The sequence below is a fragment of the Shewanella sp. 10N.286.51.B7 genome, assembly GCF_002873615.1.
Classification (GTDB): Bacteria; Pseudomonadota; Gammaproteobacteria; order Enterobacterales; family Shewanellaceae; genus Shewanella; species Shewanella electrodiphila.
Map to the genome: position 1 here is coordinate 129,625 of NZ_MCUF01000023.1, position 22,732 is coordinate 152,356.

Sequence of the window (22,732 nt, forward strand, 5' to 3'; positions counted from 1 at the left end):
GCTCATTTAAAATGAGCGGCATTTTTGTTAAGTACTAATTTAAATCTAATCCAGATGAATGTTTATATGGATAAAATTTATATCATTGCAGTGGCTGACGTATTAAAACGTTACTGCAACACCAACAAAGTGAATGCTTGAATCAAAGTAGCCATTCAATAGATTACCTGTTGGGTCAACACCCGGTATAAGCCCATCTTGACGAATTTCAACATTTCCTAAGTCAGCATACTCATAAAAAACATCTAACTTACTATCGCCAATATGAGTACTCACACCAACAGAGTAGCGCTTTTGCACACCTACTGGGATATCAGGGGTTTGTAAATAAGGATCATCTTGCGGTGATGTTTCATAAGAGAAACCGAGTTTTAGATTCCAATCTTTATTAATCGCATAATCTAAACCTACGCCATAATGCCAAACATCATCCCAATCTCGGTCTTGTGATAGATCAAAGCTGTGGTCTTGTCCCAACAATGAACCATTAAATGTAATTGGGCTGCTATCCCAATCACTCCATTGATGCCACTGAATGGTGGTCAATAACGCTAACTGCGGTGTGACTTGATAGCTAGCACTCAAATCAACCAGGGCAACTAAGCTACTGTCCATTGAAAAATCTGTCAGCTGCAGGTTATCTAGGCGGATATCTGAATTGAGGTTACCTTGAAAATCATGCTCAAGTTTTGAGCGATAACTAAGGCCTACCATTAACTGTTCGCTAGGTTGATAAACAACACCAGCGTTATAGCCCATGGTCCAGTCAGAGGCGCTTTCAATTTCAGTATTAGCCATCCTACCGTCAAGTACTGCGTAGTTTATTTGCAATCCCGCACCTACCGACCATTGGTCATTAATGCGATAACTTAAGGCTGGATTGACTTGCAGAGTCAGAAGGTTAATGTCTTCTAATTGTAACTGCCCAGCCCAGTTAGCACTGTAATCTAAGCCAGAACCACCTGCTGTACCAAGGCCTACGCCAAAATGCAGATCATCCGTTAATTGAACAACATGAAAGGCAGCTACCGAACCAAGATAGTTATTGCTACCACCACCAGAAACGCCATCAACATCATAAAAATCGACTCCCAAATCAAACGCTAGGCCATTTACAGTGGTTTTATTCTCCCCCATAAACGACATAATGGCGGGATTGACCCACATCGCAGCAGCTGATTCAGTATAAACACCATCACCCGCACCAGCAGTACCTTGGTTTGCGTAAACAGCTTCTTGTAAAAATAAACCGCTCGCATTTACAGGTAATGAAAATAAAAGGGCTAGTGGAGCCAGCTTTATAATGTTTTGAGTCATGTATATTGCTCTACAATAGAATTTACAAGAATAATACCATTACCTAATATTCCATATAGAATATCGTTTATTCTATTTGTCGCATTGCACTGTTGGTATATGAGCCGCCATTAAGCATAGTTCATCTTATCTCAAGCTGATCATCTTCATATCACTGACCGTTGCTGGTACAATTTGGCGCAATCATTCCTATTAGCAAATGGACTGCTAAACTCACCTTTAGGCTATAGCTTCTAATGAAACAACTGCTTGATTTTCTCCCTTTGGTAATCTTTTTTGCCATCTACAAATTTTATGATATCTACACTGCCACTGGCGCACTTATTGCGGCCACTGCATTGCAGTTAATTGTCACTTACATCTTATATAAGCAAGTCGAAAAGATGCACTTGATCACTTTTGCTATGGTGTCATTTTTCGGTACGTTAACTTTGGTCTTCCACGATGATGCCTTCATCAAGTGGAAAGTCACTATTGTTTACGCCTTCTTTGCTATCGCATTACTAGTAAGTCAGTTAATCAACAAACCTATTCTTAAAAGCATGTTGGGCAAAGAAATGAAATGCCCTGACAAGATATGGGCTCATGTCACTTGGTACTGGGTCACTTTCTTTGTTGCATGTGGTATTGCTAACATTTATGTTGCCTTTAGCTTGCCATTAGAAACCTGGGTGAACTTTAAAGTGTTTGGCTTAACAGCTCTTACCTTAGTCAATACTGTTATTACCGTTATGTACCTGTATAAACATATGGAACATGATGAATCGGAACAAATAAAATAATTCAAGGAACCTATCTATGTGGTACATGATTTCGTCACAAGATGTTGAAAAAAGCTTAGAAAAGCGCATGAGTGCCCGTCCTGCACATATTGCTCGACTTGAAGCACTTGCCGCTGAAGGTCGTTTATTAGTCGCTGGCCCACATCCTGCGATTGATAGTGAAAACCCTGCTGAAGCGGGTTTTACTGGCTCTTTAGTGGTTGCTGAATTTGATTCATTAGCTGCAGCGCAAGCATGGGCTGATGTCGACCCATACATTGAAGCTGGCGTATATGCTCACGTAATTGTTAAGCCATTCAAGCGAGTACTTGTCTAATGAAAATTGTCTCATTTAACATCAATGGTATTCGCGCTCGCTTGCACCAATTACAAGCGTTAATCGATAGCCATCAACCTGACGTCATCGGCCTACAAGAAACCAAGGTTCACGACGAAGCATTTCCAGTAGCAGACGTTGAAGCTATGGGTTACCACGTGCATTATCATGGTGGTAAAGCTCACTACGGTGTGGCTATGCTGTCAAAAGCTGAGCCTATTGAAATCATCAAAGGTTTTAAAGATGATGCAGAAGATGCGCAGCGCCGGATGATCATGGGTAAGTTCAAGCAAGATAATGGCCGTGTCATTACCGTCATGAATGGTTATTTCCCACAAGGTGAAAATATCACTCATGAAACTAAGTACCCTGCCAAGCGTAAGTTTTATCAAGACTTAATGCAGCACCTTGCTGACAACCACACACCGGATGAAGACATTGCCATTATTGGTGACATAAATATCTCGCCTGTTGATTTAGATATTGGCATTGGTGAAGTCAACGCCAAACGCTGGCTTAAAACCGGTAAATGTAGCTTCCAACCTGAAGAGCGCGAATGGTTGCAGCGATTGAAAGACTGGGGCTTGGTCGATAGCTTCCGTGAACTGCACCCAGAGCGCACTGAACGTTACTCGTGGTTCGATTACCGCAGTAAAGGCTTTGTCGATAACCGCGGCCTGCGTATTGATGTCGTTATGGTCACTAAGTCATTATTACCACGTCTGACTGAATCAGATGTAGATTACGATTTACGTGGTATAGAAAAGCCATCTGATCATGCGCCAATTTGGAGCACTTTTTCTGACTAATTGGTCCTGATTAGCTTATTTTTCTGGCAACTTTATTAGTGCCACAAAATGAATACTTAAAAGCTTAACGTGAATGCGTTAAGCTTTTTTATTCGCTTCGAGAAAGCTAATAGCCCTAATCAGCCGTTAAAATTGAAGACTGTATATTTCAACAACTTAAATTAAACATCTCTCAAAATCACTACTGCGTTTTATATTTTCTAGAACAATCAAAAAACGGTTCGCTCCCAATAAAGAGGTATAGAAGCTAGCTTATCTGTAGGCTAGACTTGAATATCAGTTACTCTGCCTTACTTTGTATTCAATATTTCTATTGCCTTGTGTGAAAGAGTAATCCAATTAGCTGGACGCTGAGTGACAACTTTAAAAGGATTTCTAGGTTGAAGCATATTAAATATTACAAGTATTCAAAAAGTAAATTGATGCCATTCAGCTTCTCTATCTGCCTGATTTTTCTACTCATCGAAAAGCCAGTTTCAGCTTCCCACGATAGAATAGTCAATTTTACCACCAGCAGCAGTATTAAACCTTTCTTCTTTGTTGACGAGCAGCGTGGGCTGCAATACGAATTATTACAAGCTGCGTTAGCAACAAGCCATGTAAAATTAGGCCAAGTCACTTTTGCCTCTAACCTGCGCGCTTTACGATTGGTTAAAACCAAAAAAATCGATTGTATAATCAACTCCCCCGCTAATAGCGAAGGGCTATTTTTAACCCAGAGCTTAATTGATTATCAAAATAGCGTGTTTTATCTGAGTAAAAACCAATTAGCCATCGATTCGGTACAAGATCTTAAAAACGTCTCCTTGGTTGGTTTTCAAAATGCGAGTCAGTATCTAGGCCAAGAATTTTTAAAAATAGCAAAAACACATAGCAATTATATTGAAGTTGCTAATCAAAAAAACCAAGTGTTAATGCTGTTTCGTGAACGTATTCAAGCTATTATTCTTGAAGAACGAATTTTTGATTATTATCGCAGCCAAATTGACAGCCAAATTAAATCACCTGTTGAAGTCACCAAGGTCAAATTATTCGGCCAAGCCCCGCGCTATATTGCTTGTCACGATCCAGAAACGGCTATTCTGGTTAATGAGGCTATTTCGCAATTAAAACAAACCAACTTATATCAAGATATCTTGCTTAAGGCTGAGCGCAGCTATAGTGGTGTTTCTGAGTTAACGAAGTAACTAGCCCATGTTGGGCTAATCGCAACAACACTGGTTGTAGCAATGGTTACAGTACAGGTTGCTGTAATGGTTGCAGTACATAGCCGCATAGCACTTGGACACTTGGACACTTGGACACTTGGCTAAATGATACTCCCTCACCCCCAAATACCGATGTTTTGTAACAAGCCCCGCCTATTGAAAAGTCACCGTATTAGATTCAAAACCTATTTTAGTATTTAATGATTTTAATTGATTGAGCCCGATAATCCCGATGACCTGGTGATTAAAGCTATCGTTAACAATAACCGAATCGAGGTCAGTAACAATAAAGCGGTTTTCAAATAGTGAAGCCTTACCATTAGAGACCGCGATAGAGTCACTCATGCTAATGGGGATCTGTTTGCCATTAATATCTTGGCCATAGGCATTAGGAATAAGTTCAGAAGAAATAGATAAGTCGACAGCATTCTTACGGTTAATTATCGAATATTGTGAGCCTGTATCTAAAATAAGTCCCACTTCCTGCTCGTTAATATTAACCACAACGTAAGGTATACCAAAGCCTGATGAAAATAAACTGAGGTTATTCTTGGTTTCATCAAGGGTATATTGGGCCAATAATTGAGTTTGTAGCTCAGAAAATTGCAGCCCTTTAGCGATTAATTGCAGCAGGTCAAAACCCAGCAAGCCTAAATACTTTCGATTAATACCCGACAAATTATGAGTATTTAAATTAACGCGAGAGAGTTCATACCCTGATACGGTAAAGCCTGATAGCTGTATTTTCTCACTGACCATCATCGCTTGCTCAGACCCAAAACCATAGCCTTTTTCAACATCCAAAGAAGTATAATCATCAATACTGGATAAATACCTGCGGTCTAAAACAGAGCTTGAAGAGCCTGTATCTATAATCATCCGACCTGACAAAGCCTGAATCATCACATCCAAATGCAGTTGACCATCTTCTGACTCAACAAGTAGTAAGTTTTGTTGTATTTGAGTCGCCCAAACTGTGGCTGTATAGAAAAACAAACTAAGTAATATAGCGCTTATTTTTATTACAAAAGGAATTTTTACTACAGAAGAAATATTTGTAATTGAAGAATAGCCCATAGCTTAAAAATCCTTTTCAGTATCATAAATCTAGCATGAATCTATCATTGCCTAAGATGTCGCTCAGGTGGCCTTTGACGATAACACTTATGGGCTACTTATTCTAAACATCGATGGAATGATGTTTTATCTTGGTGATTTCGGCGGGTAAACAACGCCAATAAATAATCTACACTGTAAAAGAATCTCAATCCCTGAATGCGTTTATTTATATGCCTTGCTAGCTGTACTTTAGCGGACTGCGGTAACGGTAATTTCAATTAACACTTCACCTTCAAGATCTACACCCAAGCAGGCTCTTTACGGCCAATCTTGAGGATTATCACCAAACCAATCACACCATACAGAGTCCATTGCCTGCTTAGAGTTCATATCTGCAATAAAGACTTGAGCAGATACTATTCGAGTTTTATCGCTACCAAGCTCAACAAGATTATCTTGAATTGTATCTAAGGCTAATCTAGTTTGCCCTTTAATATCTAAAGAGGTATCTGATGACGTAGCTACCGTCCATACTAGATCTTTGTATGCAGACGACTTATTACGTCCATTATAAATACCGCGCTTTCGTTCAATCACTTGATTATCCTGTACTGATAACGCCGCATTAAGCGGACTAAAATTGTTGGTTGCAATGTGTAGCGGAGCGAAACCTAACCAACTGTTTTAGTTCCGTTTAAGTGCATTTTTATGTCATTTTTTCACTGTAAATTGCAACTGGGTATCCAACAACATCATACCCTCTATATTGTATGCCTTTTAGCTTGTACATCTGTTCGTTCGACATATACCTTCTTCGATAAAGTGTAGATATAATTTTTTCACCTTGATCAATAGCTCCTAGATCTATTAGACATTTAATAGGGTCTCTATCGTCTGAGCGATAATGTTTATGCCAAACATTATCAGGTTTCTCAAAAGCATTTTTTACAACCCATTGAAATGCGGAGCAACCTGAGATCATTGCATGATAGTTATCATCCTCCCAAAAGCTTTCAATAAGAAATAAGTACGAACCTTTTTCTTCGAAGTTCTCATATGGTGTAATTTCATCAGGTTCGCAAACCCATACGATAAGATGATCTATGTCTTTTGCCCCTTCGATATTCACAGGGACAAAAAACTTTCTTGCTTTAATATTTTTTTCTAGAAAAAAATGTTTATTGTTAACATAAATATCGTCATAAGATGTTGCTCTAATCTCATTCAGAGCATCTGACTTTTTCAGCTTTTTGTGTAAGAGCTTTAATTTCCTGATCGTGTTTATTTCATCTAATCCTTCAGGATTAATAGTTTTTAAACTAATTAAGCCCAAGTTAATACCAATACTTATACCTAATCTTTTAAATAATGATTCATCTTGCTCTAAAAGCTGAAGGTAAGTACTTAGCCTCTTTTGATCGATTGATAATAATTCTGGGATGGTTGAGTCGAACATTAAACTTCCTTGTGACATAACAGCTTATTAGCGAGAATTCCGATAAACACCCGTAGGCTACTTACCAACACATAATCACTTTTCAGCTTAATTTATTAATAATTTTAATAACTTAACAGCCATCAAAATTTAAATCAATCGACTAAATAGTGGATAAAACCGAGAATTATTTTGGGTCGCTATGTAAACATCCATTTTAAAAATATCATTTATTTTCATAAACTTAACGCGTAATAATAATAGAAAGTGAGCATTTTCTTATTTACATAACGAGAAGCAAAGTTTGCATTTATGTGATACGGATATGTATTTGATAATAAACTATATTAATACACTGAAAAGCAGTAGATTCTAACAATATGCAGGTAACTTAAATGACCAATTTCGATACTCATTCTCAACTATTCATACCCACCTATTCATTTAATAAAAAAATGCCCAAGCTATAACCTAGCTTGGGCATTGATATCACTTTAAATGTTGGAACTAGATTTTCAGCACTTTACTCAGTGGTAAATCGCGATAACGTTTACCTGAGGCTGCAAATATGGCATTGGTTAAACTCGGTGCCACGGGTGGCACGCTGGGTTCACCCACTCCTGCAGGCTTTGCATCTGACTCGACAATAATGGTTTCGATTTCAGGTGACTGGCCGATGCGTAGCAGTGGATAGTTATGGAAATTAGATTGCTCGACTTTACCGTCTTTATAACTAATTTCGCCCATCATCGCCAAGCTTAAACCGAATATGATGGCGCCTTCGGTTTGCGAATGTACCCTATCTGGGTTGACCACAGTGCCTGCGTCAATCGCCGCAATGCTTTTTAATACAGTCAACTTATCGCCGTCCATTTCAACTAATGTGGCTACTGCAACATAACTGACAAAGCTACGATGTACTGCAAAGCCCCAACCTTGATTGGCTTGGATTTTAGGCTGTTTTGCCATGGCCTTTTCTACTGCGTCAATCACACTTAAATAGCGGCCGATATCAATAGGGAAATCCTCTAAGGTTTCACCATAGTTACCGTATTTCACCACTTGGTTTTCAAGCTTTTCATGTCGCGGTTTGCCCAGCAGCTCACGCCACATACTAATACAAGGTTTACCTGCATTTACTGCAAGCTCATCGACAAAGCTGCCGACACCAAAGCCATGCTGAATATTACACACTGAGCGCATCCAACCGATTCGTGAATGGGCAGTGGCTTTGACTGATTCAAGCTGAATTTGGCTTAAATTAAACGGCATATCAGAAAAGCCAAGGTCTAACTCCCCTGCTGATGGCATATCAACGCCTTCGGCAAAGGTTGAACTAATCGATGGGAAACCTGTGCGGGCAAGTAATGCCGTTGGCGCTTTATTGCCATCTAACTTAGCTTGGTAATGCTGCGCACTAATAGCATGGTAGTAACCGTTTTGAATTTCATCTTCGCGGCTCCATAACAATTTGACTGGTTTAGCGATTTTTTGTGATAACCACGCCGCCTCGGCGCTAAAGTCAGGTTTTGACTTGCGACCAAAACCACCACCTAGCAAGGTGACATTCACTTTCACTTGCTCATCTTTTAAGCCTAAAACCCCAGCAACATTTTTCTGGGTGCTTTGCGGTGTTTGAGTTGATGCCCAAATTTCGCAGCCGTCTTTAGTCACTGATGCAGCAGCCGCTGGCGGCTCCATCATGGCATGGGTCAAATACGGCACGGTATAAACTGCTGATAAACTATTATCGTCACTCCAATCACTGACTGATTCGCCCAATTGACGAATAACCGTACCTGACTCACCAACGCGTTTAACAAGCGCTGCTAAATCGGTATCCGAGTCATATTGACTGTTTGCAGAGTCTGTCCAGGTGATTTTTAGTGCTTTACGGCCTTGCAGCGCACTCCAGCTATTAGTTGCAATAACGGCAACACCACCAAGGGGCTGAAATAACGGCGCGCCTTTTGATATCGGAATTTGAATCACATCCAATACCCCTGCCACTTTGCGAGCAGCGCTATCATCTAAAGTCGCTACATCACTGCCCAATACTGGCGGTCGAGTAATTGAGGCGTGTACCATACCTGCTACTTTTACATCAAAACCATATTCAGCTTTGCCGTTAAGCATATCGTCCATATCTACGATGGTGGGCGATTTTCCGATATGAGTAAATTTCGACGCTGGCTTTAACGCCACGCTATCAAGTGCTGGTGTTGTAAGTGCTGAGGCTGCAATGGCAAGCTCGCCAAATGACAGACTTTTACCATTAGTTTTATGATGAATCTTACCTGCTTTGGCATACACATCTGTCGGTGACACTTGCCACTGGTTAGCGGCTGCTTGCTCTAGCATGCTTCTTGCTGTTGCGCCCATTTGACGCATTTTTTGATAATGCTTACGGATACTGCGGCTGCCATCGGTGTTTTGACTGCCATATTGCTCGTCAGCCAAACCTTGAACCACAACGATTTGATCCCACTCAGCTTCTAGCTCATCGGCTAAGACTTGTGGCACACCTGTTCTAATACCTTGCCCCATTTCAGAGCGGTGACAGGTTAAATACACCTTATTGTCTTCACCAATGGCGATAAAGATGTTCAGCTGCGCTTGCTTGCCTTGAGCGGTATCCCCTTGAGCAATAGCCCCTTGAGCAATTGCCATGGGACTCCACGCTAAGCCAGATGCGCCTAAGGCTAAGCCTCCGCCCACTGCGCCAAACAGTTTTAGCACGTTACGACGGCTAATGTTTTCAACTGCGGTAAATGTGGTCATGGTTATGCCTCCACTTTACTGTTTTCAGCAGCGGTATTAATTGCAGCTTTTATGCGAGGGTAAGTGCCACAGCGGCAAATATTACCCGACATGGCATCATCAATTTGCGCTTCAGACGGTTTGGCTGTGGTGTTAAGTAACGCAGCCGCTGACATAAGTTGTCCTGCTTGGCAGTAGCCGCATTGCGGTACGTTATGTTTCTCCCATGCGGCTTTTAGCTTATCGGCTTCAAGCCCTTCAATGGTCGTTACTGACTTACCCGCCGCTTGTTTTATGCTGGTTAAGCAGCCGCGAACTGGCGCACCATCAATGTGGACGGTACACGCGCCGCAAAGGCCTGCACCGCAACCATATTTGGTGCCTGTTAAGCCTAAAATATCTCGCAGCGCCCATAAAATTGGCATATTTGGATCTGCATCTAAGGTGAAGCTTTTACCGTTCACTTCAAGTGTTTGCGTTTGTTGCGTCATCACTTACTCCTTGTTGGCCAACCACCAGCTAAGATCGGCTTGGGTATCAATATCAATGGCGGCTTGCTCTAACGGAAGTACAGCCAAGGTTTGATTAGTTAAATGTTGTTTTAATAGCTTTTTAGCCCCAGCATCACCTTCGAGCTGCTGAAGGGCATCAAAGTCTTCAGCTACAAATATCGCAGGTACACCCGGGTTTTGTTGATAATAAGCCGCGGTGGTTTGACCAAAAAGGCAAAACACACGGTATAGACTTAAATAATGTAAATGGGAAACAGCCACTTGATCTGCAAGGCTTAATAGCAAAGCGTCGGCTTTTTCAGCCTGGGCATATTTTGCCGCCATGGCGACCGAACTGGCGATGCCCGATTGCCAGTCTTTATTGATGAGTATCGGTGTATTCATTGGCACTAATGGCGATAACACATCGATATGACCGCCTAGGATAACGCAAGGTTTACCAATATCTATTTGCTCAGCCGCCTGGGTTAATTCCAATAGACTGTGAGTCAGTAAACTGTGGGTTAAAGCTTGTGGATCTGGGTCATTCACATCTGGGCCTGATACTGTGGCAGCAAGCTTTGCACCATCAAATCGTGTGCTTTGACCTGCAGCCAACATCACGCTGACCACTTTAGGGGACTTAGATAAAAACGTCACTAGGACATCACCTTATCTAAACGACTCAATTCTGCCTGCTTGCTAATGCGGTGGTGTAACACGCCATGGCACTGAGATAAAATACTTAATGCCACAGAACTAGGCAGTTCACCGCCAAGTGCAAGCCCTGCAGGCGCTGAAAAGAAACCACTGAAATCTTGTTCTGTTAACTCAGCTAAGCCAAACACTTTATCCCGCCTATGCCCTGGACCTAACAATGCAATGTAATCAATATTGGTAGGCTGCAGCGCTTTAAGGGCGTCGCAGTCGAGGTCTAAGTTATGGTTCATCACCACTGCAGCATCGAGTTGAGTAAGCTCTTCTGTTTTCAATTGAGTAAGCGGTGTTTTATTGATTTTTGCAGCAGGAAAGTCATAGCTGCGCGCATAGGCGGAGCGACTATCGAATACGGTAATTTTCCAATCAAGCTCGGCAGCTATTGCGGCTAACGGCTGAGCATCTAACCCACCACCAAATATCCCCAGATGATAAGGCGCTCTCACAGGGACAGATAAATAATCTTGCCCATCTAATGTTACCCGCTTTGTTATCTGTTTAGTGACCTGTTTAGTGACCTGTTTCGTGACCTGCTTAGCGCTCTGTTTAGTGACCTGCTGCGTTTTTGAGGAGAGTTCGAAACTGTCATGTTTCGCAGCATTGGATGCAATGAATTTACCTGACATTTCTCCTGCATGGCTCTTGTTGTCATTGAGAGATAATTGATAATGCCCCTGATTACCGCGCGTAAGCTGCTGATGAAGTTCTGGCAAGCCAAGGTATTGGTTATCTGCCAGTAATGGCACCATCATGATATTAACAAGCCCACCACAACCGAGTTGGTAACTCGTATCGTTTTCATCAGTAGCATCGTATGTGATATGAGCAATACGTTGAGTTTGAATCGCATCTTGAGCATGACGACGTAAATCTGCCTCTAAACAGCCACCACTGAGCATTCCCAGCGTTTTACCGAGTGGGTCAAACAACATGATAGCGCCCGCTTTGCGATAAGATGAACCTTCAACTGACGTGATGACAGCTAACGCCCATTCCAATTGCGGTTTTTCAGCCCATGAGTCGAGTAATGAAAGTAAGTGATGCGCCATAGTCCCTGCCTGCTAAATCAGTCCATAATTCACTTCTGTAGCAGCAATTTGTCCAGAGGGAGCATCAAATCGTTACCCAGTCGTAGCCCTCACATTTCAGCGAGGCTCAACATAAGCTAACAAAGGATGTCAATAATGCAAAGATTACTGGGAATTTAATGCTGTAACTCGAGGTGATATATCAATATAACTTGCCAGCGAGTCAAGCTACTCGCTGGTTTGCTAATATACGAAGGAAAGGATAAAAAATGTAACTGTTTATGCGAAACTGACTCGGTTGAACAAACTGTCTTAAGCGACTTTAATGTAAGCGGCTTTAATATAAGCGACTTTAATAAAAGCCAGTTTAATGTAGGCGATTAGGCCAACAACTGATCAGCAACAAATGGATTATGTTGACGTTCTTCTTCAAATGTCGACATTGGGCCATGTCCGGGAATAAAGTTAACTTTTTCACCTAATGGCCACAATTTTTGAGTAATTGAATTAATCAGTTGCTTATGATCAGACTGCGGGAAATCAGTGCGACCTATTGAGCTTCTAAACAAAACATCCCCTACCCAAGCAATTTGTGACTCAGACGAATGAAATACAATGTGTCCTGGTGTGTGTCCTGGGCAATGCAGCACTGATAATGTTTGCTCACCGACAGTGACATTATCACCTTCATTTAAATATTGCGTCGGCTCAAACGAGTCAATGTGCGGAAATCCGAAGTTTTGGCTCTGTTTAGCCAAACCTTCTAACCAAAACTTGTCAGCCACATGAGGGCCGATAATAGGAATATTAAGTTGATTAGCGAGAGTTTTAGCTCCGCCAACATGGTCAATATGGCCATGGGTTAATAAAATCTTTTCTAATTTTAAGCCTAACTTACTGACTTCAGATACGATTCTGTCAATATCTCCGCCAGGATCAACCACTGCTGCAAGTTTGGTTTTGTCACACCAAATCACACTACAATTTTGCTGGAACGGGGTGACTGGAATGATTTGATATTTCATTGCTTATTTCCTTACAGTAGCAGGCGTTTGCTTTGAGCTTATTATGCTTCAAATAGCACAAAAAAGTTTGATCTATCTTTTAAATATTTATAAAAAACTCAGATTAGCCCTTACGTATGATGCAAAGTCGTAGCTTAAACTGCTAGTGCTGCGTTGCTAAAGGGAATATCAGCTTTAATTGACTCACGGTGAATAGACTTCTAGCTAGTGTAAATTTAAAGGAACATAAATTAGCTTTCGCTAACAAAACTTACACTGGTTGCGATAAGTTTTCATTGTGATCGATAGTTAAGCTTTCTACAATACCCCCTTTCTAAGACTCTATTCACATCACAGGTACAGCATGCAAATGGACAGCATTCTTTCAGGTATTGTTTCCAAGAAACATTTTTTCTCGGTTCCGCTCAACTATCAGCAGCCAGAAGGGGAAAAAATCACCGTCTTTGCCCGTGAAATTGTCAGCACAGAAAACCAGCAAAAAGATCTCCCCTTTCTGGTTTATTTTCAAGGTGGCCCAGGATTTGGGGCTGTTAGACCGATTGAAAGCTCAGGTTGGATTAAACGTGCGCTACAAGAATATCGAGTGATCTTGCTAGACCAACGCGGCACAGGGCTTTCAAGCCTTATCAACCACTCAACCCTTGAGCATTTATCTGTCGATGAACAAGTGGATTATGTCAGTCAATTTCGCGCTGATAATATCATTCGAGATGCTGAATTCATTCGCCTTAAATTAACCAACAATACCCAGTGGAGTATTTTAGGCCAAAGCTTTGGTGGTTTCTGCGTACTGCATTATCTATCTGCTGCACCTGATTCAATTAAAGAAGCCTTCATTACTGGTGGTATTCCGTCGTTAACCCGTCGAGCTGATGATGTTTATAAAGCCACTTATCAGCGAGTGATAAAAAAGAATAATGACTTTTATCACCGCTTTAAAGATGCTGAGCAATTAACCGCTGAGTTAGCTGAGTACGTCGATAATAATCAGGTCACATTAGCCACAGGCGAGCAACTCACCGTTGAGATGTTGCAATTACTGGGTGTGAATATCGGCATGGAGCAAGGGCCTGAAGCCGTTTACTATTTATTAGAACAAGCCTTGATTGAAACAGGCTCAGGTAAACAGATTAATCCGCTTTTCTTACATCAATTTAGTCAATTCTTAGACTATAACACCAACCCTATTTTCGCTTTAATGCATGAGTCGATTTACTGCCAACAGTTCCATCAGCAAGGTGCAAATTGGTCTGCCCATCGTGTTAGAGAACAGTTCCAACAGTTTAATTATCAGCGAGGACAACGCTTATTATTTACTGGCGAAATGATTTACCCGTGGATGTTTGAGCAATTTAATCAATTAAAGCCTCTTAAAGCATTAGCAAATGCCATTGCCGAAAAAGCTGATTGGAGCAATTTATATGATGTTGATGTGCTGATGCAAAACACTGTTCCTGTCAGTGCTGCCATCTATAGCGAAGACATGTATGTCGATATGAACTACAGCCTAGAAACGGTGCAATTAGTTGATAACTTGAAATATTGGCTCACATCAGAATATGAGCACAATGGTATTCGTATCGATGGCGAGCGGGTTTTAGATAAGCTAATCTCATTAAATCGCCAAAAGAGTCTTAGATAATATAATATTTAAGCTAAAACCTGCTTGTGATCACAATATGAAAGGCTAATTTAATTTTCAGTTAAGTAAGAACGGGCATGATCTAGCCTGTTCCGCCCTTTATGTTGTGAACTAGTGAATTTTTTATGAGTAATCCTTAATTGAATTACTCATTTTTTTTGCCTCAAATTCAGTGGTCAATATGCTTTATTTCAACCATTCACCAACAAAGCCAAATTCCCTCATCGCTAGCTGGCTGCGGCCGCACCTTCAGTTTCATCGTTAGGTTTGTCACGAAGCGAGAAATAAATTTTCGATACCATAAATTCTGCAATCAAAATACCAAACACTAAAACAAAGAAAGCAACGATGCCGTCAAATGGGCCAGTAAAGGTAATACTGTCGCCGAAGGCTAAGTTAATGGCTTCAAGCATGATGATTTTCGAAAAGAACAAAATCGCCCAAGTACTTAGCGCGCGATATACCTTAGGTGCAGTGCCAGGTTTACTCTTGAAGTAGTCAGCTAACTTATGTTCAAAGGCTATGGTTAGCTTTAACAGCAATTGCAACAGAATGGCGACTAATAATGAGATTGAGAAAGACGAGACACTAATATGTTGCCAGTACTCAGCAAGTAGATTTAACACCGTCAAATCGACTAAAACAGCGAGAGTATAACCAACAAAATAACGTTGGGGACTATTAAAACCATGCAAAGGTGTGGCAATACTGGTTGTTTCTGCTGACATTATAAACCTCTAATATATTGATACTTTATAAAAAAAGATTAATCACTCATTTATATTAACCACATTACAACAATACACAAACATATTACTACATGAAGTATCTGACAAACTCATTCGAATAGCTGTTCGTTTCAGCTATTCGTTTCAGCTGTACGTTTCAGTCATTCAATCCAGTGCTTAAGCCGCTATATTATTTTACCCGTTATTAAGCTAATAACTAAAAAGCGCCAAAGAAGCTTTTCAATGCTTTAAGCCTGAGTGTTGCGGCCCCTAACATATCAATCGGGCCTAGCAGTGAAAAAGGTTTCTCAGTAGAAATCCAGGCTGAGCCTCGTGCGCCAATCGGAATTTCAATGCCTTCTGGGTCGCTAAACTCAATCAGCACTGTTCGGCCAATATTTTTTGAGTTATTGACTAACTGCTGAGCGACGCCTTGTTCTTGACTGCCGTGACTGCCTCTTGCCTCCCCCGTAGCTAAAGATATTGAGTGAACTCGCCCTCTAAAAATGTGCCCAGGATATGCATCTACATAAAACTCGGCAAATTGACCTTGCTTTACTCGGTTCCATAGCTGATCGGGTATACGCATCTCAAGGATTTTAGTTTCAGTATTCCACAGTTGAATATTACCAATTCTTGACCCTGCTGCTGTATCAATACGTGTTACTGCGCCATCAAAAGGAGCGCGAATTTCTAGTTGGCTATTTTCAAACTCAGCTTGTTGTTGCTGGGCAACTAATGATTCACGATCAAATTTCATCGCATTTAACCTTGATTGATACTTATCAATGTCTCGTTTAGCCACGACATTTTTAACTTGAGTTAACCTTGCTAAATCCTGCTCAGTTTGCGCTATATCAGCGTCTAAGCTATTAATCTCAGCTTCAATCTGGCGAAGGCTATTGGTTTCTTCATTATTCACCAAAGTGTAGAGTAATTGGCCTTCTTTAACTTTCTGATTATGCTTAACATAATACTTATCGATTGACTCTGTAATCGGGCTTAAAACCGCTGTTTGTGCTCTCACAACCGATGAATCAGTTAAGTCCACAGGAGAATAGAATCGATGAGCAAAGAACACTGCAAGGTTAATCAGCACACCTACAACAATCATAGAAATATAATTAGCCGTCGTGCGTTTCACTAAGCCAGTTTTAATTAAAATCCAGCAAATAAGTACATATGGATACAATAGTTCTTTCATTATGCTTGTCTCCCTATAGGGCCTGTTGATTTTTCAAGGTTATTTTTGCAACGAATTGTTGGCCATTTATACAAAGCAGAGACTTTGTGGTGTAGTGCTCTACATAAAAAGTCGATAATGCAGTAAAAATAGCCAACAAACGCTGCCCAAAGGGTTCGACTAAAAGCGTTTTACTCTTTGTTGAATGAATTTTGCTTAGATGACTAGGCATCAATCCATTCGCCTCAATTAAAACGCTTATATTTCGAACAAAACTTAATCTGCAAAGATCAACAGGTCCTAATCACTGCAGAAATTTTCTTCCAGTCGGTTACAACAATTAAGATGGCAGCTATCCACAATTCATTGTAAAAAAAGCCGATAGTACATAACCAGAAAATCAATTTTGCTTGCCCCGTATGTTCAGCATGCTTTTTGGGTAGAGAATGAAGTTTCCAGTAACCCCAAATTGCTAAGCAAATAGTCACGACCAACATCATGGTTAATGCACCAATAAAGATTTCAGTGTCCAGCAACTTACCCTTTAACGCTGAAGTGGTGGTCCAATAATCCGCTGGAATATCTTTGTGATGAACGGTAAAACCATTTGCTAGTAATACCGAGCCACAAATGACCGCCAGCAGCGTCAATAAAATATAAAATTTTGTTTTATGGCGATTAAAAAAACCTGCTTTAGCATTAGCTGCAGTGGTATCAATAGACGAAGATATTTGTTCTGTCATAGCCTGCCTTATTTTGATGTTGTTGAATCATCTTGGTATGGCAGAAATTATAAGGAGAGAAGCTACGGCAAAGTTACCATTTTGCGCCACGCATTATTTAGTATCGAAATGAACAAAATCAGCCACAGTGACTCGAACTAGAAATGAGGAGTGAGGTATTTGTAGTAAGTAGTGCGTTATGCGTTATAAATAGTGAGTTATGAGTAGTGAGTTATGAGTAGTGAGCAGTGAGCAGTGAGCAGTGAGTAATGACTAACAGGAATTTAGCTAACGAGTCGTCATATAGAATATACAAGTATGAATGTTCGGTAATTAATCAGTCGATTAAAAATGGTCAACTTTCACGTTATCTAACCAAATAGATTCAACTCGGTCTGCACGTTCTCGTAGAATGCCTAACTGGATAAACATATTCTCATCGTGTGCCACAAGCGTTTGCAGGGTTAAATGTACTTGAGGCTGATTATTTATCGCCATCATTATGCGACCTTCAGTCATCGACCAGTATGTTTCTAATGTAACCGTATACCAAGTATTAGCTTTAATATCGTCAAGATACCACAAGGCTTGCTTAGTATTAGGTTGCGCAGCTTCGCCATCTATAACAACTGATTTTGCGATATTAGAAACCAAACTCATGCGTGAACCATTAAGCTGTAAACGATAGCTTTGCCGGTAGGTTTTATCTGACTCCCAGTAAGCAATCTGATGGGTATCTTCACTAAATAGTTGAGGTAGTAGAAATTGCCAGCTAACAGTGGTTGTTTGACCTGGGCGAGTATGGGTGGGTTTATGTTGTAGTTCTACTCGGTTAAGTGCTTCAATCCCACGCCATAGGTAAGATTGTTCACCTTTAATTGTTAATAATGCACCGTAATTTGAACTAGGTTCACTCGTAATATCTGAAATTGATTCTGAATTAATCAGATTTAACCCTGCAGGCTTAGGAAGAATGTTGATGCCTTGTGGGTGAAGCACGTATGACCAATTATCTAGATTCAATTCAGCAAATGTTTCTTGCCACCCCCCAGCCGACCAACAAATGTTACTCATCAATACACTTAAGATGACTAAAGTTGATTTAATAAAAAAGTGAACGCCTTGCTGCATGTAACTCATCCATAAATTTCATTTAAGCTCAGGAGTAATAATTTAACTAAGCACATACTTCCGATTGAATAAGTTAATTTAAGCTAATTAGCGGTTTTTTTCGATACTCGCTTAGTGGTATTTTTTATCGTTTTATTGCCTGAAGAGGAAGAAGACGTTTTTCTTTTATAACCACTGCTTTTTGTACTACTGCCTTTTGAACTACTGCCTCTTGAACTACTGCTGCGACGCTTTTTATAACCAGGGCCTGTGACACCTGATAGAGCACTAGGTAATTGATTCGCTGCTTGAGTAATCAAGTCATTCAACTGGTTTAGCAAAGGAGACATAAACGCATCGTAACGTAATTGCTTTTGACTAATGGCATCCAGACTACTTTCCCATAATGCGGTCATATCCGGTGTTGTGGCTGACTCAGGTAATGAGTTGACCAGACCAATACCCACAGGAGTTGCTACAATCGATTTGCCTTGGCGCTGCAAATAACCGCGTTTAAACAGTAACTCAATAATCCCCGCACGGGTGGCCTCTGTGCCTAAGCCATCAGTATCTTTAAGGATTTTTTTAACGTCTTTGTTGGTCACAAAGCGGTTGATACCCGTCATCGCACCCAATAACGTCGCATCAGTGAAATGTTTAGGCGGTTGAGTCACCTTTTCAAGAAGCTCACCCTGAGTGCAATGTAACAACTGACCTTGAGTGAGTGCTGGTAAGGTCGCCAGTTCATCATCATCCTTTTTAGTCGTATCGCTTGCAGCAAACAGCTGTTTCCAACCTAATGAGGTTTCTTGCTTGGCTTTGGTGGTAAACAAGCCACCTGCAATAGTCACTTCTACCTGAGTTTCATCGTATAAGTAAGCCTTATAGAACTGGGCTAAATATTGTCTGGCAATATGTGAATATAACTTGGCTTCTTTACTGGATAAATTGGCCAAATTAGTGACTTTTTCTGTTGGTACAATCGCGTGATGAGCATCGACTTTTTTGTCATCCCACGCTTTGGATTTAAGTTTGCTATTTGGTGAATCCGCTTTTGCAGTTAGTGACGGATTATTTTTGGATATTGCATTAATAACTTGCGGCGCTAAACCATGTTGCTCAACCGGCAAATAACGGCTATCAGAACGTGGGTAAGTAATCAGTTTATGGCGTTCATACAAGCTTTGACACGTATCTAACACGTCCTTGGCACTCATCCCAAAACGCTTTGCAGCGTCAATTTGCAACGCAGATAAACTGTAAGGTAATGGTGGGTTTTGACGTTTACTCTTAGCTTCCAGTTTTGTGACTTCAGCAGGTTGATTAGTGATACGGCCAACCACATTTTCAGCAAGCCCTTTAGCCAGCACTCGCCCTTCTTCATCCATGTAGGGCTGACAGGCTTCACTGGGTTTCCATTTAGCCGTAAAGGTTTGATTTTCTTGAGTGATAAGATGAGCTAACACATCGTAAAACGGTTTTGGCACAAAATGAGCAATTTCTTCGTCACGTCTAACAACTAAACCAAGCACTGGAGTCTGTACCCGACCGACCGACAAAACCCCTTGATAACCGACCTTTCTACCTTGAATGGTATATGCACGAGTCATATTCATGCCGTATAACCAATCAGCGCGACTACGCGCCAGCGCTGAAGTTGAGAGCGGCACAAACTCTTTATTGCTGCGCATTTGGTTTAATGCTCTTTTTACTGCAGAAGGGTTTAAATCACTGATGAGTAGCCGCTGAGTTTGGCTAATTTTATCGGCTTTAATACCAGAATGGGATATCACTTCATCAACCAGTAATTGCCCTTCTCTATCAGGATCGCCTGCGTTAACCAGACTTGATGCCTGTTTTATCAGTTTTTTTAATGTGCTTAGCTGAGAGCGTGTTTTTGATTTAGGTTTTAACTTCCATTGCTGTGGCACTATTGGCAAGTGAGCTAATTGCCACGACTTATAAGCGGGATCATAAGCATCGGGTTCTGCTTGTTCTAATAAATGTCCCACGCACCAAGACACGCAATCACCATTGGCTGTCATGATGTAACCATCACCTTTTTTGTGAGGCTTAGGTAATACATCGGCTATGGCACGACCTAAACTAGGTTTTTCGGCAATATAAAGGATCATTTAGTTCAAACCATCAAAAATCGTTAAAGCACTTTTAAGCAGGCTTTTTCATCAGAATTAGTTTACTGTATATAATTACAGTGCATTTTAATAGTCATTCAAGAAATAATTTATCGAAAACAATAAATGAATATAAATAACTCGTGTCGAACACCAGATAACATTTATAAAGCAAATCTAACTAACTCTCGCGCTAACGCGCGCCAATTATTGTAGTAAATTTTCATAATCGATTTATAAACAATATAAATTAGCTCCAATAGCCATACAATTGACTCATTTAGCCTCTTTAAACAATCAAATCATCTTTCCCTGCTTGATTAAAGCTGGAATAAAGTTGATCCAGATCATGATTGCGAACAAATTCTTGAGATAGTTTTAGTTAACGCAGAAAATGAGGTCAGGAGCCCGTTATGGAATTGAAGCAATGTGAGAAGTGCTATACCGACGTTTGTGTTAACGGTAAATGGTTTCACCATGACCACTTAACAACCAGTGCTTATATGCTAAATGGCGGTTCGCCTGAAATGATTGAGCTGGCTAAAATGCCCACAACTGAAACTGAACTTGTGGATATGCTCACCTGCGTATTTTAAATCTCGGTGATAGCTTAAAAGGTGTATTAACACGCATTACATCTATCAGGATTAAAAGACTTACGCCGTTGCGTTAACACTTAAGTCAATGGCATAAAAAAAAGCAGTGCTTGCACTGCTTTTTTATGTCTTGTCATCACCACATCTCAGTGAGCCATCAAGTGCGACTTAAGCCAATTCTTGATTAAAAAATGCAATGGTTCTGTCCCAAGCAAGCTTTGCATTCGCTTCATCAAAGCGTGATGTAGAGTCATTATGAAATCCATGCTTGGCATTCTTATACATGTGCATTTGGTATGGCACATTTAACCGCTTTAAGTCAGCTTCATAATCTGGCCAAGATTTATTAACCCGTTCATCTTCTTCACCAAGTTGTACCATCAATGAGGCTTTAATATTTTCTCGGAGTTCTTTCTTAGCGGGTGTTCCATAAAAAGGCACGCCTGCGGTAAGCAAATCAGATTCGACTGCAGCAAGATAATTGACGATATAGCCACCAAAACAAAAACCTACAGCGCCGAGTTTTCCATTACTGTTTTCATGAGATTTTAAAAACTTTGCTGCAGCGACAAAATCTTGTTGGATTTTATCGCGATCCATAGATTTTTGCATCGCTCGGCCTTCATCATCATTACCTGGGTATCCACCCAGTGGATAAAGTGCATCGGGGGCGAAGGCGATAAAGCCTGCTTTGGCTAAACGGCGTGCAACATCTTTAACGTAAGGGTTTAAGCCTCGGTTTTCGTGTATGACTAACACCACAGGTAAAGAAACTGCAGTTTTGCTTGAATCAACATTAGCGGGAACAACTAAATACCCTTGGCCTTTGCCGTATCCCTGTGGTGAGTCAAATGTCTCATAGGTGGCTTTGATATCTGCATCATTAAATGATACTTGCTCTGCTAGCGCATAATTGGGTAGTAATGCAGAAGTCAGTACAGCCATGGAGTAACCGACAGCGACTAAGGTACCTAGTTTCTTCATGAAGGTTCGACGATCCATGCCACCGTGGGCATATTCATCGTACCAATCAAATGCTTCTTGTGGGATATCATCTCGAAGTGGCTGAGACATTGTCTTTCCTCCATTTTGAATCATTTAAGATTGAGTTTCTTTGACTAACCTAGGGGAGGAAAAGCACAATGTAAATAGTTTGTCGTACAAATAGTAAATGATTGATTTACTTGAGAAGCTATTTTATATCTTTCTCAATACCGTATATATCTTCATCAATGGTCTCGATACGAGCTTCGAATATGGCTCGTGCATCATGTAAGCCACGGTTATAAAAGTGCGCACCAATATTACTGGCAAAGAAATCCAATAAAAATTCGGCATCGAACTGACCTAAATCTTGGTCTAGTTCATCTTCAAAATAGGTTTGAATTTTTTGCACCATCAGTTCGCGCTGTTCTGCAGTAAACTCAATTTTAGACATCTGCTTGGCTCTCCGTACATATCTTAATTATCAGCGTAAATTAACAAATTAAACTGCTTAGCCCTAGGGCCTGTTGAGCTTTGCTGGTTAAATTTTGTTCGAAGTAAAAGCGTTTTAATCGAGGCGGATGAGTTGATGCCTAGTCATCTAAGCAAAATTCATCCAACAAAGAGTAAAACGCTTTTAGTCGAACCCTTCGGGCAGCGTTTGTTGGTCATTTTTACTGCGTTA

22 protein-coding genes and 1 pseudogene are annotated in these 22,732 nt (G+C 40.7%); 6 read left to right on the forward strand and 17 right to left on the reverse strand.

Translation table 11 applies throughout. The features are described 5' to 3' along the window. Positions 1-102: 102 nt before the first annotated feature. Positions 103-1,317 carry an outer membrane protein transport protein gene (locus BCU84_RS05835; RefSeq protein WP_102527149.1) on the reverse strand — a complete coding sequence of 405 codons (1,215 nt, stop codon included), beginning with the start codon at positions 1,315-1,317 and terminating at the stop codon, positions 103-105. A gap of 236 nt (positions 1,318-1,553) precedes the next feature. Between BCU84_RS05835 and BCU84_RS05840 the strand changes: the two genes are divergently transcribed. The 4 genes from BCU84_RS05840 (at position 1,554) to BCU84_RS05855 (ending at position 4,411) form a co-directional block, all read left to right on the forward strand. Continuing rightward, complete coding sequence (locus tag BCU84_RS05840; RefSeq protein WP_102527150.1) at positions 1,554-2,099, forward strand: septation protein A; 546 nt, start codon at positions 1,554-1,556, stop codon at positions 2,097-2,099. Positions 2,100-2,115: 16 nt separating this feature from the next. Continuing rightward, positions 2,116-2,415, forward strand: a complete 300-nt coding sequence (locus BCU84_RS05845; protein ID WP_102527151.1) for a YciI family protein — start codon at positions 2,116-2,118, stop codon at positions 2,413-2,415. Then, positions 2,415-3,224: an exodeoxyribonuclease III gene (gene xthA / locus BCU84_RS05850; protein ID WP_102527152.1), complete on the forward strand. Its 810-nt coding sequence runs from the start codon at positions 2,415-2,417 to the stop codon at positions 3,222-3,224. Before BCU84_RS05845 ends, xthA begins: the two co-directional genes overlap by 1 nt. 380 nt (positions 3,225-3,604) lie before the next feature. Then, a complete protein-coding gene (locus BCU84_RS05855) occupies positions 3,605-4,411 on the forward strand; it encodes a transporter substrate-binding domain-containing protein (protein ID WP_102527153.1) in 807 nt (268 codons plus the stop codon). 174 nt (positions 4,412-4,585) lie between these two features. On the opposite strand, the gene BCU84_RS05860 is transcribed toward BCU84_RS05855, so the two are convergent. The 8 genes from BCU84_RS05860 to BCU84_RS05895 form a co-directional block, all read right to left on the reverse strand. Continuing rightward, positions 4,586-5,509, reverse strand: coding sequence for an aspartyl protease family protein (locus tag BCU84_RS05860; RefSeq protein WP_102527154.1), 924 nt, complete (start codon positions 5,507-5,509; stop codon positions 4,586-4,588). A gap of 300 nt (positions 5,510-5,809) precedes the next feature. Further along, the gene (locus BCU84_RS05865) at positions 5,810-6,088 is read right to left on the reverse strand and encodes a Rid family hydrolase (protein ID WP_198589533.1); all 279 of its coding nucleotides are present in this window, start codon (positions 6,086-6,088) and stop codon (positions 5,810-5,812) included. Positions 6,089-6,197: 109 nt separating this feature from the next. Continuing rightward, positions 6,198-6,947 carry a hypothetical protein gene (locus BCU84_RS05870; protein ID WP_102527155.1) on the reverse strand — a complete coding sequence of 250 codons (750 nt, stop codon included), beginning with the start codon at positions 6,945-6,947 and terminating at the stop codon, positions 6,198-6,200. A gap of 486 nt (positions 6,948-7,433) precedes the next feature. Next, complete coding sequence (locus tag BCU84_RS05875) at positions 7,434-9,707, reverse strand: molybdopterin cofactor-binding domain-containing protein (RefSeq protein WP_102527156.1); 2,274 nt, start codon at positions 9,705-9,707, stop codon at positions 7,434-7,436. Positions 9,708-9,709: 2 nt separating this feature from the next. Further along, on the reverse strand, positions 9,710-10,177 hold the full coding sequence (locus BCU84_RS05880) for a (2Fe-2S)-binding protein (protein WP_102527157.1): 468 nt from the start codon (positions 10,175-10,177) through the stop codon (positions 9,710-9,712). A 3-nt stretch (positions 10,178-10,180) separates the two neighbouring features. Next, on the reverse strand, positions 10,181-10,837 hold the full coding sequence (locus BCU84_RS05885; protein ID WP_102527158.1) for a nucleotidyltransferase family protein: 657 nt from the start codon (positions 10,835-10,837) through the stop codon (positions 10,181-10,183). Next, complete coding sequence (locus BCU84_RS05890; protein WP_102527159.1) at positions 10,837-11,943, reverse strand: XdhC/CoxI family protein; 1,107 nt, start codon at positions 11,941-11,943, stop codon at positions 10,837-10,839. Before BCU84_RS05890 ends, BCU84_RS05885 begins: the two co-directional genes overlap by 1 nt. 359 nt (positions 11,944-12,302) lie before the next feature. Then, on the reverse strand, positions 12,303-12,947 hold the full coding sequence (locus BCU84_RS05895; protein ID WP_102527160.1) for an MBL fold metallo-hydrolase: 645 nt from the start codon (positions 12,945-12,947) through the stop codon (positions 12,303-12,305). Positions 12,948-13,290: 343 nt separating this feature from the next. Here BCU84_RS05895 and BCU84_RS05900 point away from each other — a divergent pair, with 343 nt between their 5' ends. Next, positions 13,291-14,589 (forward strand): alpha/beta fold hydrolase, encoded by a 1,299-nt coding sequence (locus BCU84_RS05900; RefSeq protein WP_102527161.1) that lies wholly within the window; start codon positions 13,291-13,293, stop codon positions 14,587-14,589. Positions 14,590-14,816: 227 nt separating this feature from the next. On the opposite strand, the gene BCU84_RS05905 is transcribed toward BCU84_RS05900, so the two are convergent. The 6 genes and pseudogenes from BCU84_RS05905 to BCU84_RS05930 all read right to left on the reverse strand — a co-directional run bounded on the left by BCU84_RS05905 (position 14,817) and on the right by BCU84_RS05930 (position 20,467). Then, positions 14,817-15,317: a hypothetical protein gene (locus BCU84_RS05905; protein WP_102527162.1), complete on the reverse strand. Its 501-nt coding sequence runs from the start codon at positions 15,315-15,317 to the stop codon at positions 14,817-14,819. Positions 15,318-15,534: 217 nt separating this feature from the next. Further along, entirely contained in the window at positions 15,535-16,521 is a 987-nt protein-coding gene (locus BCU84_RS05910; protein WP_102527163.1) for an efflux RND transporter periplasmic adaptor subunit, read from the reverse strand. Further along, positions 16,521-16,732, reverse strand: a pseudogene (locus tag BCU84_RS20960) (hypothetical protein). Before BCU84_RS20960 ends, BCU84_RS05910 begins: the two are co-directional and overlap by 1 nt. Before the next feature lie 58 nt (positions 16,733-16,790). Then, positions 16,791-17,243: a hypothetical protein gene (locus tag BCU84_RS05920; RefSeq protein ID WP_102527164.1), complete on the reverse strand. Its 453-nt coding sequence runs from the start codon at positions 17,241-17,243 to the stop codon at positions 16,791-16,793. A 324-nt stretch (positions 17,244-17,567) separates the two neighbouring features. Beyond that, positions 17,568-18,353, reverse strand: a complete 786-nt coding sequence (locus BCU84_RS05925) for a heparin lyase I family protein (protein ID WP_157936198.1) — start codon at positions 18,351-18,353, stop codon at positions 17,568-17,570. Positions 18,354-18,436: 83 nt separating this feature from the next. Continuing rightward, positions 18,437-20,467: a DNA topoisomerase III gene (locus BCU84_RS05930; protein WP_102527166.1), complete on the reverse strand. Its 2,031-nt coding sequence runs from the start codon at positions 20,465-20,467 to the stop codon at positions 18,437-18,439. Between the two features lie 413 nt (positions 20,468-20,880). Here BCU84_RS05930 and BCU84_RS05935 point away from each other — a divergent pair, with 413 nt between their 5' ends. After that, on the forward strand, positions 20,881-21,063 hold the full coding sequence (locus BCU84_RS05935; protein WP_102527167.1) for a hypothetical protein: 183 nt from the start codon (positions 20,881-20,883) through the stop codon (positions 21,061-21,063). A gap of 168 nt (positions 21,064-21,231) precedes the next feature. Here the strand turns inward: BCU84_RS05935 and BCU84_RS05940 are convergent, their stop codons facing one another. After that, positions 21,232-22,137, reverse strand: a complete 906-nt coding sequence (locus tag BCU84_RS05940; RefSeq protein WP_102527168.1) for a dienelactone hydrolase family protein — start codon at positions 22,135-22,137, stop codon at positions 21,232-21,234. A 118-nt stretch (positions 22,138-22,255) separates the two neighbouring features. Continuing rightward, complete coding sequence (locus BCU84_RS05945) at positions 22,256-22,501, reverse strand: DUF2164 domain-containing protein (RefSeq protein ID WP_102527169.1); 246 nt, start codon at positions 22,499-22,501, stop codon at positions 22,256-22,258. Positions 22,502-22,732 lie beyond the last annotated feature (231 nt).